9 protein-coding genes and 2 pseudogenes are annotated in these 14,976 nt (G+C 57.1%); all 11 read left to right on the forward strand.

All coding sequences use genetic code 11. From position 1 onward, the window contains the following. Positions 1-1,183 precede the first annotated feature (1,183 nt). Complete coding sequence (locus BRA1417_RS0110640; protein WP_027515800.1) at positions 1,184-2,761, forward strand: ABC transporter substrate-binding protein; 1,578 nt, start codon at positions 1,184-1,186, stop codon at positions 2,759-2,761. Between the two features lie 95 nt (positions 2,762-2,856). Beyond that, a complete protein-coding gene (locus BRA1417_RS0110645) occupies positions 2,857-4,032 on the forward strand; it encodes an alpha-hydroxy acid oxidase (RefSeq protein WP_027515801.1) in 1,176 nt (391 codons plus the stop codon). Between the two features lie 1,016 nt (positions 4,033-5,048). Beyond that, positions 5,049-5,831, forward strand: a complete 783-nt coding sequence (locus BRA1417_RS0110655; protein WP_027515802.1) for a class II aldolase/adducin family protein — start codon at positions 5,049-5,051, stop codon at positions 5,829-5,831. 775 nt (positions 5,832-6,606) lie between these two features. Beyond that, positions 6,607-7,569 (forward strand): D-2-hydroxyacid dehydrogenase, encoded by a 963-nt coding sequence (locus BRA1417_RS0110660; protein WP_027515803.1) that lies wholly within the window; start codon positions 6,607-6,609, stop codon positions 7,567-7,569. Positions 7,570-7,796: 227 nt separating this feature from the next. Continuing rightward, positions 7,797-8,019, forward strand: a pseudogene (locus BRA1417_RS45420) (hypothetical protein); the annotation flags it as partial. A gap of 427 nt (positions 8,020-8,446) precedes the next feature. Continuing rightward, positions 8,447-9,886 carry a PLP-dependent aminotransferase family protein gene (locus BRA1417_RS0110670; RefSeq protein ID WP_245286180.1) on the forward strand — a complete coding sequence of 480 codons (1,440 nt, stop codon included), beginning with the start codon at positions 8,447-8,449 and terminating at the stop codon, positions 9,884-9,886. Positions 9,887-10,320: 434 nt separating this feature from the next. Further along, positions 10,321-11,523: an NAD(P)/FAD-dependent oxidoreductase gene (locus tag BRA1417_RS42445; protein WP_084462179.1), complete on the forward strand. Its 1,203-nt coding sequence runs from the start codon at positions 10,321-10,323 to the stop codon at positions 11,521-11,523. Positions 11,524-12,149: 626 nt separating this feature from the next. Then, positions 12,150-12,473: pseudogene (locus BRA1417_RS42455) on the forward strand (Rieske 2Fe-2S domain-containing protein). Positions 12,474-12,635: 162 nt separating this feature from the next. After that, a complete protein-coding gene (locus BRA1417_RS0110690) occupies positions 12,636-13,772 on the forward strand; it encodes an amidohydrolase family protein (protein ID WP_035968436.1) in 1,137 nt (378 codons plus the stop codon). 12 nt (positions 13,773-13,784) lie between these two features. After that, positions 13,785-14,237 (forward strand): Rieske (2Fe-2S) protein, encoded by a 453-nt coding sequence (locus BRA1417_RS39925; protein ID WP_035969243.1) that lies wholly within the window; start codon positions 13,785-13,787, stop codon positions 14,235-14,237. Positions 14,238-14,586: 349 nt separating this feature from the next. Next, positions 14,587-14,856: a non-heme iron oxygenase ferredoxin subunit gene (locus tag BRA1417_RS0110700; RefSeq protein WP_245286181.1), complete on the forward strand. Its 270-nt coding sequence runs from the start codon at positions 14,587-14,589 to the stop codon at positions 14,854-14,856. Positions 14,857-14,976: the final 120 nt, after the last annotated feature.

Raw genomic sequence — 14,976 nt, forward strand, 5'->3', positions numbered from 1 at the left:
ACCTGCCGCCCCGGAAGGGCTTCACAGGTGCCGACGGCTCTCACCTGCGCGAGCTCCGCTGAGAAGTTCGATTTCGTCTATCTCCGAAAAACGCGGTGTCAACGACCCGGTCTTCGTTCCGATATCGAGAGCGAAGCTTAGGTCGTGGACTTTGGTCAGTGACGCGACTGAGAACTCCGGTTAGTCATGGATTATGGTTGAATGCGTGCTGTTGCCAGTCTGGCCAACTTTCCTGCGTCTGGGCCAACTTTCTCGTTCCCCGTCGATTGTAAATCTCCGGGCATGTCGCAGATTGCGTGACCAGCGATAGGTCGGTTTGTCTACCTTCGTCGAAAATGTTCCGAGACACAATGTACAGATTGAAGCGAACACGGTTAGCACAAGCTTCCTCAAGCATGCGCCCTTTCTTCGGGCGCGCCGTCCCTCGGCGCGCCTGAGCTTATGTTTGCCCCCGAGGATTGTTAGGGGCTTGCAGGAGCGCAAGGAGGTGGCCCGACGAAGATCTAGGTCTTCATTAAACTGCGAGCCCCTCCGACACCATGTGTGCTCTGAGCCTCTCGAAGGCTCCGATAAGCACGTCGTCACCTATTGGAGACCCTGCTGACTTTGGACAATTGAGATTATCGCAGCAGAGTTAGTGAGCGACACTATGGTTGTTGGTCGGCTGTCGATGGAGCGAAGAGCGTGGCTTAATCGGCTTGTATCACGCAACGACGAACTACAGTTCATTTAAGCTGCAAACGATCCTCTGATCCAATTTTTTGCGCAGTGCGCTTAAACAGAATCGCACTAGCCATTCCCCTCAAGGGCTGCCGGACTAGACGTAGATGGAGCAGTCCCAAGCTTTGCCAGTCGTCCGTCAGCTTGGAGTCTTATGACGCGGGATGTGAGGCGCTGCGAGGCTTCCGCCGCGGTCTCGGGCAGCCATTCGGCTCACTATTCATCTGGCATCGCGCCGGTCGACGTTGTTGCGATCTCGTTAGAGCGAGGCGGGCGTCGCGGCGTCGAACCGTGTCATTGCGGATGGCACCGCCCTCGGTTTCGAGTTGGCGACCGTAGCTCGGCGTTTAACCCTCTCGAGGACCCCATTCTTGCAGATTTTCTCTGATCCTGAGCCGGTTTTCGGCGCTTTTATTCTTGAGCAGCCCTTTACGATTGTATGACGTATCAGGGAGGAGAGAGCATGATTCATAGAGGGGTAATCATCGTACGTGTTCTTGCGGGCGCCTTGTTTGGCCTGCTCGCGCTCAATGCAACAGTCTCGGCACAAACTAAGGATACGGTTGTCGCGGCCCTCGCGGCCGAACCAACGTCGCTCGATCCCACAAAAATGGTTGGCGGGGTCGATCAGTATTACATCGGCCAGATGTACGAGCAACTGGTCCGCTTCGATCCGGACTTAAAGATGGTCAACTGGCTGGCCGAATCTTGGTCCATCGAGGGTACGCCAGACAAGCCGATCATCGACGTGCACCTCCGTAAGGGGGTGAAGTTCCACAACGGCGATCCATTGACCTCGGCTGACTTCGAATTCTCCTATGAGCGGCTCAGGGATCCAAAGATCTCGCGTTATTCCTACACACAGGCGAACATCGAAAAGTTCGAAATCATTGACGACCATCATTTCAAGCTGCATTTTAAGGCGCCGGACGGCAACTACATCCCCAACGCGCTGCAGCTGTGGGCGATTCCGAAGAAGTATTTCGAGAAGGTGGGCGAGGAGGGTTTTGCCAAGGCGCCGGTCGGCACCGGCCCGTGGAAATTCGTCTCACGCTCGATTAAGGAGGATCTGAAGCTCGAGGCGTTCGATGATTACTGGAACAAGGATGCGCGGCCGAAGATCAAGAACTTGGTCCTGAAGATCATTCCGGAAGACCTTACACGCGTTGCGGCGTTCAAGTCGGGCGCAGTCGATTGGATCGACACGGTGCCACTGTCGGCGGTCGAAGAGTTCAAGAAGATGCCGGGCGTGACGACCTTATCGACGGTTGCGAACAACAATCTCTATATCGAGATGACGGCCGACAAGCCGGATTCACCTTTCAGTAAGCTGAAGGTGCGGCAGGCAGTGGCGCACGCGGTGGATGTCGATGCCATCATCAAGAACGTGCTGTTCGGGCAGGGCCAGCGCTATGTCGAGGTCGGCAAGGGCGAGACCGGCTACGATCCGGACCTGAAGCCATATGCTTACGATCTGAAACAGGCGAAGCAGCTGCTGGCGGAAGCGGGCTATCCAAATGGGTTCGAGACGCCGTGCTACAACCTGATCACGCCGCGCGAGCCGAACGTGAAGGAAATGGGCGAGGCGGTGTTTGCCTATCTCAGTACGATCGGCATTCGCTGCAAGGTGCAAGGACTCGAGTATCTGGCCTGGGTCAATCTCGGTCGCCGCGACCACGGCCCACCCGAGATGGACGGCCTCGCGCCATGGATGTGGGGCCACGGGCTGCCGGGTGATCCCGCGGAGCCTTGGGCAGGGATGCTGCACAGCTACGTCCCGGGCAAAGGCTTCGGCATTTATTCCCATAGCAATGATCCCAAAGCCGACGCGATGATCGAGGAATTGAAGAATACTATGAACCCGGAGAAGCGGGCGGAACTGATCAAGCAGATCGCCCGCTACAAGCATGAAAACGTCCTCGGCGGCGTGACTACCTATCGCCCGATCGTCACATTCGCCTGGCGGGACGGCATCGTGTTCCGGGCGTGGCCGTGGCCGGGGCAGTGGCGTGCTTTCCAGGAAATCAGTTTCAAGAAGTAGCTAGCGGCTTTGACGTGCGCGTACCGAATGCTGTTCGGCATTCGGTACGCCTTCGCTTCCATTGTGTTCGACGAGGTACTCGAGGGGAAACCGGGATGACGATGGACGGGGTAGTCAATATCGATGACCTACGCAAGCTTGCGAAAAAGAGGCTCCCGAGAGCCGCCTACGATTTCATCGAGGGCGGTACCGACGACGAGGTTGGGTTGGTAACCAACGAACAGGCCTTCCGCAGCAAGCGCATTGTACCGCGGTACCTGATCGATGTCAGCGTCCGCGACCAGTCGACGTCGCTCTTCGGCCGTAGTTATTCGAGTCCAATCGGCATCGCGCCGACCGGACTGGCAGGCATGTTTCGCCATGGCGCTGATATGATGCTGGCCGAGGCGGCGCGTGATGCGAACGTGCCGTTCATTTTGTCGGGCGCTGGTACCGGCTCGATCGAGGATCTGGGCAAGTTGGCACCCGACCACGGCTGGTACCAGCACTACTCCGCCAGGGACTCATCGATTGATGAGGACATGATCAAGCGGGCGAGTGACGCCGGGCTCAAGACTCTGGTCTTCACCGTCGATGCGCCGGGAAGCTCGAACCGCGAGCGCAATATCAGGAATGGCTGGGGGTGGCCGCCAAAGCCGACCTGGAAGGTCAAGTTCGAAGCGCTAAGCCATCCTGCGTGGTTTATACAATGGCTGCAGCACGGCACCCCTCGTTTTGACAATTGGGCCAAGTACGCCGGTCCCGCGGCAAGCGACGAAGAAGTTGCTGATTTCGTCTTCGACCAACTAAAGGCGCCTATGACCTGGAATCATGTCGAACGCTATCGACAGCTGTGGAAGGGCAATTTCGTGCTCAAGGGAATCATGCACCCCAATGACGCGATCCGCGCGCATTCGCTCGGCTTGAACGGCATCATCGTCTCCAATCACGGCGCGCGGCAGCTCGACAAAGCACCGTCGCCGCTGGAGGTCCTCCCCGCGATCTGCAACGCAGTGGGCGACAAAATGACCGTGATGCTCGATAGTGGTGTTCGCCGTGGCCTCGACGCGCTGATCGCGATCTGCATGGGTGCCAAGTTCGTCTTCCAAGGTCGACCAACTCTATATGGCGTGACCGCCGGCGGAGTGGCCGGCGCAGCCAAGGCGCTGGCGATCTTCCGTCACCAGATCGACATCAGCATGGCCCAAATCGGGGCCACAAAGATTGCCGATCTCGGCCCGGATTTCCTGATGTGGAAACACGAGGAGGATTTGCTCCGCAAGGGGCGCTGAGGAATCTAGAGGGACTGGCTGTATCTCGGCCTCACGGACCTCGATACCTATAGTTGGCTCGTCGGCTGAAAGCCGGGAGAGATTAATAGGGCCAAAAAGGGCGGACCAAACTGGACGCGAGCGACGACCGAAAGCAGACTTCTTGACAGTCACGCGTCAGGAGGCGTCCTTGTGAGCTGATACCTTGCCGCTGGAATCAGGCGTCGTAAAACCCGCCGCTGAATACGAGCTCAAGGATCAGAACAGCTTGCCCTTGCTGCGCTGCGCTCAACGAAACTCGTGGTCTCTGTCAAGCTAGCGAGGAGCAAACAAGGGGCCATGCTTAGGTTTAACACCCGAAAAGGCGTCGGCGTGCCCGCCGGGGTCTGAGCTGGACGGAAGGACGCCGTAGGGCATGTTTGTGGCAACGAGTATGCGCGCGCCGGATGGAGGGCATAGCATCGTGTGCATATCAAACAGATCTTAGACGATTTTGCGATAGCTGTTTTCCTCAAGCCACTCGAATACTCACGATCGCGGCGGAGCTCCTCCCCGGCGATCACTATGCACGGGCGATCTCGATCGCGGCGAACCAGACAGATAAAGGTTTTGGCTCAATCCTGGGGGCGAGAGCCTGCTGCGTTCTCAGGCTAGCGAAAGGTCGAGCGCGTCAGGATAGAGCAGCTTCGCAAAGTTCAAGGCGATCCCGCGCAAAGCCGCCGATCGCTCCGTCGAAGGCATCTGGAGCGTCATCGCAGCATCGTCGATTGCTTCACCTTGCCCGAATGCAAACTCCTTGCAGCGGGATACGATCCAACATGATCGGCGACGGCTCTAGCTTTCGAGCAAGGCTCTGCAACGTGCTCCGCTAGCTCAGCCCTTCGCGAAGCGAATCCTGCGATGAACTCAGTTTATTGCAGTTTAACTGCGATCGAAACGTAAAATCGAAGCCTTTTCGCTCGCTGGTGCTGATCAAAGTATCTTCGGAGTTGATTTTCCCGCTCGTGAAGGGTGGCGGCACAGACGGAGGTAAGCGCATGGACTTCAAGGTTTCGCCGAAATCGCTGCGGGAGAGCAGCAGCGCCGAGGAGTGGCAGGCTCGGGTCGATCTAGCGGCTGTGCATCGAATTGCTTTCCTCGAGGGCTTCTCAGAGGGCATTTACAACCATCTGACTTACGTGGTGCCCGGCCGCAGCGATCGCTACTATCAGATTCCGTTCGGGATGCATTGGTCCGAAGTAACTGCTTCCTCATTCATGGAAGTAGGCATAGACGACGGCCAAGTGAAGCGCGGAGAAGGTGTGGTCGAGCGCTCCTGCTATTGCATCCATGCACCAATCCATAAGGCAATCCCAAAGGCGAGGGCGGTCTTGCATACCCATATGCCTTTCGCCAGTGCCCTTACCCGTCTCGAGGATCCGCGCATTAAGGAAATCGGGCAGACCGAAGCCATTCTGTCGCGGGCAATCGCATATGATGATTACTACGGGGGGCCTGTGGGCGATCCAGCCGAGGGCGCGCGACTTGCAGAGGTGCTTGGGGAAAAGCAAGTGCTGTTCATGGCGAATCATGGCATCACGACCGTCGGAGAGACAATCGCTGATGCTTACAATATGCTTTACTATATCGAGCGCGCCGCACAGGTGCAGCTTTACGCCATGTGGACCCACCAGCCGCTGAAGCAGCTCCCGCAACAGGTCGTCGACCACACTGCGCTCGGCTCCGGCGCGCGTGTGCGAGAGAGTCCAAGTCCAGCCGAGCGGCACTTCGATGCCTTGAAGCGGGTGCTCGATCGCAAGGAGCCAGAATACGCGACGTAACCGCGCATTGTAGGGCGGAGGGAGAAGCGGCTGCGATGCCGAGCAACGCAAGTGCGGGTGCGCTCGGGTTTGCCACGTTTAAACCTCTATTGGCCTGTGCGTGAGCCGGTGCGCCTGCTCGTCTCTAGTGTGCGGTCGGCATGTGCTTGCTTGAGCGAGGCGAGCTCTGGTATCGTGGTGGCGCTGCCCCAACCGGTCGACGATCACCTGGCGGCGGCGAGCGCCACCACGCGGTAGTCGCAGCGTGGTGCGGTCGTCGGCGAAGCCACGATGATGTCGCCTTAGTTCGTAGCCGCTCCTACGCTTATTCGGTCGCAAAGATGACCATTGGATGCGATCCAGTGCTTGAAACCGTCGCCGCCGATCGCGCCAGCGGCGAGATGATCCCGAGCACTCGGTGCGCGGTTCTTGGGCTGCCGAACCCGATCGGCATGGCAACGTTGATCCCGATCCGCAGAGGGCGAGCGCCCAAGTAGCTCGCACCTGTCCCGCCAACCAGACGAAATGGGGTTTGCCAATCGCCAACGAACCGGTCCCGTCGAGGCTTCGAAATTGCTGAATTAACCCGCGGGAACTTTAGTGGTCTCTCCTTGTCAGTCTTTCTTATGGGCACCTGCAGGGCCCACCACGCGCGATTTGCTGTTGAAGCAAAGCTATGCTCGGAAGGCACAGCCACTTGCGCACAAATACCAGGTAACAAATAGCCAAATCGGCTGCGTTGCTAGCAATCTCAAACAGCTTCGGTTTAGTCGTTCCTATTACTTCGGAGATGAACATGCGCGCTGAAAGGCCAGACGTTACCATTGTTCTGAGCCACCCCGACGCTGAATTGTATGCGCGGCTTGTTGCGGATCGCTTCCCTCAAGTTCGTACAATCGTTGCGCCAAATCCTGGCCAGCTCGCACGCTGCATAAAGGATGCGGATGCTATCCTCGCATCTTCGTTACCCATCGACCTGTTTGAGCACGCGAAAAAACTGCGTTGGATCCAATGTCCAGTCGCGGGTGTCGACTCGATTATGCCGTCTCGCGAAAGGATAGGGCACATCACCGTCACAAATGCGCGCGGCATTCATGGCGACATCATCGCCGATTTTGTAATGGCCGGCATAACTATGCTGCATTGGGATTTCCGTAAACTCCTGCGCGATCAGGCCGAGCGGAGATGGACCGCGCGCTTTGTCGCGCCGTTGGCCGAGAAGACGCTCGGCGTCGTGGGACTGGGCTCGATCGGGGCAACGATCGCCCGGCGCGCGAAGAGTGCGGGGATGACTGTTGTGGGCTCGAAGCGGGATGTCTCATCATCTATTGATGGTGTCGACCGGCTGTTCGCCCCCGAGGCGCTCAAGGAAATGCTGCCGCTTTGCGATTTTGTGGTGTTGGCCGTGCCGGCGACGCCAACGACCGTGAGTCTCATCGGGGCGCCTGAGATCGCGCTAATGCGCCGCGATGCGTTCCTGATCAACATCGCCCGCGGCCAGGTTATCGTGGAGACCGAACTGATCAAGGCGCTGGAGGCGGGCACGATCGCCGGTGCGTTGCTTGATGTGTTCCAACGGGAACCGCTGCCTCTGGGAAGCCCGTTGTGGGACATGCCGAACGTAATTGCAACGCCGCACGTATCGGGAAGTCCGACAAACTATACGGAGCGAGTATTTTCGATCTTCGCAGATAACATCGAACGCTTCCTGAAGGGCCAAACGTTGACCAATGTCGTGGATCTGGGACGTGGTTATTGACTGCAGCGCAATCGGGAGACCCGATCGTGCTGCCTATGCGTTTCGGGCGCTCGGTTGTCACACCGACATGGCGCGTTGTGATAGGAAGTCTTCGGACTCGATCCGCGTGGCGGCGACCCCTGTGGTGTTCTGTGGCAAAAGCGGCAAGCTGATGCGTCAGTTGAAAACGATGCTGCACGTCGAGCCGCGGGCCGTTTGGCCGCGAAAGCCGAGGCGCGGACAACTGGACCTCGCCGCTGATCTTCGCAAAGATCGTCCATGAAGTGCGGATTTCGACATCACACTACGAGGCCGGCGTGCCGAAGGGCGTGTTCAACCTGATTGACGCTTTGCTCCGAGATCACCATGAGCTTATCCGCCGACCTGCAAAAGTCAGTGACCGGCGGCGTGATGCAGATGTTCAATAACTTCGACCAATCCTGCAACGCGCCCTCGCGCATGATCGTGCCCTTTCGAAGATGAAGAAGGTCGCCGCGATCGGGAACTTGGGTGGCCGAACAAGACCAAGGACGGCGTCCTGCCGTTCGGCGCGCCCCGTGATTTCGGCAGTAGAGGCTCTTTTCGTCCGGCGAGAACCACAGTCCCTTCAGACCCGGCAATTGACTTACGCCAATGGCAAACGTTCGCGCGCGAAACTTGCGTTCATAGCCAGCTTATTGCAAGCTAGTCTAAGTCCACGCGCGTCAGAAAAGAATGATCGCATCGTCGTCCGGCGATCAGGCGCATAATTTCAACATCATGCGGTCAGAGATTGTGGAAAGTCGGCGTTCAAAGCGCTTAATGCTTCGTCCGAAATAGTGAAAATCGGCCGCCTGTAAGGGAGCAGAGCTTGTAGAACAGGTGCGATCTGTTCTGATCTCTGTCCTGCTGGACAGTGATGATCGCTGCCGTGTTGAACGATATGCCGTACCGCTACAATGCCGTCGTTGAACTCATCCGCAAGCGGGTCGATGCCGGTACGCTGAAGGTCGGTGACCGTTTGCCGTCAATCAGGCAACTTAGCCAATTGACAGGATTTAGCACAGTTACAATTCATCACGGTTATGAGCTGCTCGAGAGCCGGGGATACTGCACGGCTCGGCCACGCTCGGGATATTATTTGACGCGCATTTCATCGGAGTTAGGTGATTTCGCGCAACACGCGGAGAACCCGGCCGACCCCATTTCCATCGGGGACTTTCCGCAGTCCCTGCTTTTGTCGTGGCAGAATCGGACTTTGGATTCGTTCGGGGCTCCCCATCCAAGCGGCGATCTCTTCGACTGTGCAGAACTTGACAGAGTGATGCGGCGCATTCTCCGCCGAGGGAAGCTGCCTGCAAAAGAAGCCGTCTTGGGTGACATCGATCTCCGCCTGCAGATTGCCAGGCGCGCCGCGCAGCGTGGCATATTCACGCGATATCAGGACATTATTATCACGGGATCTGCTATGCAGAGCCTCGATCTCTGCCTCGACGCCCTGACCGATTCTGGGGATATCGTCTTGGTTGAAAGCCCATCCTATTTCCCGGCGCTGTCCCGTATTAAACACCGGAACCTCCGCGTCATTGAGATCTACTCGCATCCTAGGACAGGCGTCGACCCAGACCAGTTCGAATATCTGGTCAAGAACAACAAAATCCGGGTTGCGCTGCTGATGGCGAACAATCACTTCCCAACTGGTATCACCTACGGTGAGGAAGGCATGAAGCGTGTCGTCGCCGCCGCGCACAAGAACAACGTCACCATCATCGAAAACGATATGCTTGGCGACCTCTCTTATGGCATTAGAAACCCCGCGTCGTTGAAAAAGTTTGATTCAAGCGAGACAGTGCTGCAGTTCAGCAGCTTTGAATGCAGCTTGGCCCCGGAATACGGGCTTGGGTGGGTGATAGCGGGCAAACATGCACAGCCAATTCTCGCCGCCTCTTATTTGGGAGGTTACGGGATAAACGACGCCCGGATGCAGCAGGCCCTTGCCGAATATCTAATGAGCCATAGCCAAGACAGGCACCTGCGCCGGATCCGGGATACCCTCGCCTCGCGGATGGAGCGGGGGCTTCAGCTCCTTGCAAAGAGGTTGCCAGCCGGTTGTTCCATCAGCCGACCGAACGGCGGATGTATGTGCTGGATTCATGCCCCACAAGGGTTTAAGTCATTTAGCGCCGCAAAGGCACTTCACAAACAACGCGTAAGCATTTTGCCCGGCCCAGTATTTTCCGCAGCGGCCCGGTCGTTCGAGAATTCGTTCGCGCTGAACTTCTCGTTTCCATGGACGGCGACCAATGAGGCCAAGATCGGCAAAATTGCCGACTTTGTTGCCGAAATTACAATTGGCTAGGTCTGAGAGACGTGTCGTTTTGGACCGAGCGGCGGCGCCCCGGCGTCAAATGGCCTTCCGACTATATAAGAGCATACGCTTTTACGACTTCTGACCGGTATCGGCGGCGCAGCGCGCTAGGCCGATGCATATTGCCCATGAGTGGTGATTATCGGGTGCGCCATTGACGGCGAGAATACTATGCGCGCCGCGAAGCCCCTCCGCACGTGACGAAATGGCAGTGCCATCCGATCAGCAACAAGCCGGAGACATCAGTTTCGTCCTGGCTGCGGCGCTTGCATACGCTCCGCCGAACCATTTCTCAGCAGCAGAGCGGTGTCGATCGGACGATTCCGATATAAGCTGGTTGTGCTGATCAAGATTGAGATCAGCTGTATCTAGGAACTCGATGAGCTTTGGTCCCAAATGAGTTCACCAGTGGAAAGCAAAAACAGATGGGCGATTTCATAATTGTAGGCAGTGGCATCGCTGGCCATCAGGCCGCTTCCGAGCTCTGCCGAAGCGCACCTGACCAAAATGTTCAAGTCATCGGTGCAGAGTTGGGTCGACCCTATGATAGGCCCCCGCTTTCCAAGGAATATCTGGTAGCAACCGAGCCTGTCCACCCGGGCCTTCGCCCGTCGGAGATCTATGGCCCGAACGTGGCTCTGCGAGACGGCATAAGCGCAACGAACATTGATCGGGAGAACCAGACGGTCACTCTCGCGGATGGATCGCGGCTTCACTATGATAAGTTGTTGCTTGCAACGGGATCCCGGCTGCGGCAACTGCCCCTCCCGCATGTTGACCCTAGGCGCATTTTCTACTTACGCACCCTGAGGGATGCTCACCGACTGAGAGGGGCGCTGCGTGAGAGTCCACGTGTTGCCATTATCGGAGGTGGCTTCATTGGACTAGAGGTGGCTGCAGCAGCACGTGCGCGCGGATGCGCAGTGACAGTACTGGAGCGCGCGCCGCTGCTCTTGTCGCGTGCAGCAACGCCCATACTATCAGAGTTTGCGCGCGACTTGCACATCAAACGGGGCGTCACGGTCCTTCTTGGCATCGAAGCGGACGAGATCTTCGAAGAGAACGGCGAGATAGTTCTGAGATGGCCCGCGGGAAAGCTCCGTTCCGACATTGTGCTGGTCGGTATCGGCGTTACTCCGAATCTGGAGCTTGCATTTCAGTGCGGGCTCGCCACAGCCGATGGCATTCTCGTTGACCAACAATGTCGGACTTCGGACGGTGCAATCTTAGCGGCCGGCGAAGTGACCAACTATCCAATTGGCGCGCTTGGTTTGCGAGCACGCACCGAATCCTGGGCCTCGGCATCGATTCAGGCGACCGTTGCGGCAAAAAACATGTTGGGGCAGGACAGCAGCTTCAACGAATTGCCATTGTTCTGGTCTGATCAGTATGAGATCAATATCCAATGCATTGGATTGCCGGCTAAAGCATCGCGTTTCCTTCAGATCGGCGATTTGTATTCCAAGAGCTGGCTCCGTTTAGGGGTTGATGACGCTGGTCTCTTGGTTGGTGCCGAAGCGGTCAACAGGGGACGTGACATATCGGCACTGCGACGAGCCACTCGAAACGGGCGATCTATCCCAGCGGCACTTGTCGAGGAGCTGAATCGAGTAGACGCCAATCGATGATTCGCTGGCAGCGCGGTCGCTCGACGACGCTCGGCCTAGCAGAAATGATGGGATCGAGTAAGCGCCCGGATCGGAGGAAATACGCTCTTGGGAATGCCCTCTAAGGCTGCTGAGCGAATACGAAATCGCTGTTTGGATGCGCTGGTACCCAGATGCGAATGGAGCAGGCGCCCGCGCTTCCGTTCGGGCATTGTGTAGCGCGGGGGTCGCTGACCAGGGCTGTGTCGACGAATTTGACGGCGTACTCGACAGAATGCCAAGCTTATCGATGACGGCGATAGTAGAGTCTCCTGGTACGATTGAGACGCGCACCCGCGTTAGTTCAAAACGCGAACGCAGCTCGGATATCTTTGCCGGCAGCAAGGCGCGTCAACCCGACATTGACCTCGGCGAGTGAAATGGTTGAAGGGACGTATTCATCGAGCTTAAGCGAGCCGCCGAGATACGCGTTTGCGAGCCATGGAAAATCGCGGATCGGCGCCGCCGTAGCTTGATCGCACAATGCGCTTTTCGCCCATCAGCGAGCTTTAGCGAAATGCCATCTCGTCACTGCTTGGCAACTTGCCGAGCCGCACCACCTGGCCGCCGAGTCGCACCATTTCAACGCTTGTGCAAAATGCCGCGCGATTACCCGCGGCTTCGATCACGCAATCAGCGCCACGTCCATCTGTCGTTTCGGAATCGGCACTTTCGTAATTGTTCGCTCGCCGTAAGGAGCCTACTTCGCAATGGACGGCCATTGTTCTCACGAGAGGGTTCATCTCTCGGGCGGCATTGTCGATCGCCGCATCATCGAGTGTCCCAAGCACTTCGGAAGCTTCGACTATCGAACGGGTGAGGCGCGTGGGCTGCCGGCGTGTATCGATCTACGCAGCCATGAAGTCAAAGTTGAAAACGACACTGTTTTACGTCAGGATCTGAGCGTGGCCTGCTCAAGCAGTGTCGGTTGACCGTCTATCGGTGTTCTGACTCGCGCCTGCGCGCGGTTGTCTAAGTTCGCGAACACTGGAGCGGTTAAGATCGTGTGCTGACCAACATTGGAACAAACTGTCTATTCCAATTCCGAAGGGGAGTGATAGATTTACACTTTGTGTAGCACTGAGGAGAATGCAATGGACAACGTAGTCGATCAAAAGACTCGAAGAAAATTGACCATTGTGGATACCGATGTGCACCACGGTTACAAGAGCAAGTCGGATCTCTTTCCCTATTTGAGCAAGTTCAATGCGGAGCGGTTTGCGGAATACGGGATCGAGGCCGGGTTTAGTTTCGGCTTCAACGGCGGGATCCGCGGGCGTCGTGCGGAATTGGTCGACGAGAACGACCCGCCTCCGAAGGACAACTTTTTCAGCTCCGCCTTTGACGTCGAGGATACTAGGGTCCGGCTACTGGATGGTAGCGGCGTCGACTTGGCCATCCTTAGCGGCGGGATAGGTCAGGCCGCAAGCGCAATGTTTGATGTGGACTACGCAAGCGCCCTATGCCGGGCATTCAACGACTTCTCGCTGGAGCATTGGATAGCCAAGGATGAGAGGTTTCGTCTCGCGCTACACATCAATTCGCAAGATCCGAATGGCGCCGCCGCCGAGATCGATCGGCTCGGCTCGCATCCGGCTGTTTGCTCGGTGATGCTGGGCTGTGGCGGACTGAGGCCTTTCGGGCATCGTTTCTACCATCCGATCTATGAAGCCTGCGTCCGAAATGGCTTGGCTGTGGCGATGCACTTCGGTGCGGAGGGCACGGGTGTAAATCCACCGATCTCCGCTGCGGGCTTCCCGAGCCACTACATTGAGATGCGTCAGATACGCTCCTCTTGGTATTCCGTCAACGTAGTGAGTTTTGTGTTTGAGGGAGTTTTCGAAAAGTTTCCAAACCTGAAGATTGGCATGCTCGAATCGGGCTTCTCGTGGCTGGCCCCGCTAATGTGGAAAATGGATTGTGACTGGAAGGGGCTTCGCAGGCAGACGCCCTGGGTCAAGAAGCTGCCCAGCCAGTACATTAAAGAACATATCCGCTTTGCGACGCAACCGATGGAAGAGCCGGAGGAGCCCAGCCAGCTTAAGCAAATCATCGACTGGATAGGTGGCTCGCAGATACTGATGTTTGCATCGGATTACCCTCACTGGGACTGGGATGACCCAGCGAGAACGCTGGTTGATTATCCCGAGGAGTTTCGGCGCCGCATCTTCTCGGAGAATGCAATTGACACCTTCCGTTTGAGTCTGCCGTCCTTCTCCAAGGCCGCATAGGAGTCGGTGTTGGTGTCCAAGAAGTATCAGGTCTGTTATGCGGACGAGATTCCTGCAGGCGGCCGGTTGATCGTCGATATCGCTGGCCGCAGCGTCGGGGTGTTCAACGTCAACGACGAATACTTCGCGCTTCGCAACAGCTGCCCACACAAGGGCGCGCCGCTTTGCGGGGGACTGCTAGACGGAATGGTCACCGGGGACGCTCCCGGTCATGCGGAGTTCGAACGATTAGGCGAGATAATCCGCTGCCCATGGCATGGTTGGGAGTTCGATATCAAGACGGGGCAATCCGTCCTCAATCCTCACAAGGTCTGGGTGCGTACATATCCCGTCAGCGTCGATGCGGATGAATTAATTCCGCCGAAAGTGGATTGCGCAGGGCCGGATCCGTCCATTGAAACCTACGCAGTAACTGCCGAATCCACTAACAGCGGCAAGCGGCGCCTTCTCTGCGTTCATCTCTGAAAGTCACGTCAGAATGCATCAAGAATCAAAGGCGCAATTCAAGCTCGCTCGGCGCCGTGACCTGTTTCGTCACGCCGAGGCAATGCCGGCCGAGGGATTATCAGACGACCTTATGCAGGAAAATGTTCGCTTCCTGTTTGGAGGAGAAGAGAGTCAGATCATATCATCGAGGACGAGGACAGCGGCGAGATTATCTTGATCTCCCCCGGTACCTGCGTTCATGTCGCGGATGGGATGGGCAATCCGCGGCTTGGCAGCCACGCCATCTCGAGAGGACAAAACGTTCGTGAGGACAATGACAATAAACTGGATCGGTCTATGTCGCCTTGACGAATTGCCAGGCGACGGAATGTACGCATATGAGGTTGGGCCTAAGAAACTGGCTCTCTATCTCTTGGATGGAAAGGTCCACGCGACCGATAACGTGTGCACCCATGCTTTCGCTCTGCTTACAGATGGTTGGCTCGAGGACGGTCTTGTCGAGTGCCCTTTGCATGGTGCGCAGTTCGACGTGGCGAGTGGAGCGGTGGTTAGCGGGCCTGCCGATTGTGCAATTCCAGTTTTCGAAACCCGGATTCGGGACGGGCTTATTGAGGTTCGGATTGATGACTGCGCCTGAGGCGATGCAAATTGCAGGCGTCTATATTTTGGTCGTGTTGAGACGGCGGAATTAAACCGCCTTCAGCAATCGAGCGTGTACGCGATGCGGTGTCACAGTTCGTCACGGTTTGCTTCAAGC

The sequence above is a fragment of the Bradyrhizobium sp. WSM1417 genome (assembly GCF_000515415.1).
GTDB lineage: Bacteria > Pseudomonadota > Alphaproteobacteria > Rhizobiales > Xanthobacteraceae > Bradyrhizobium.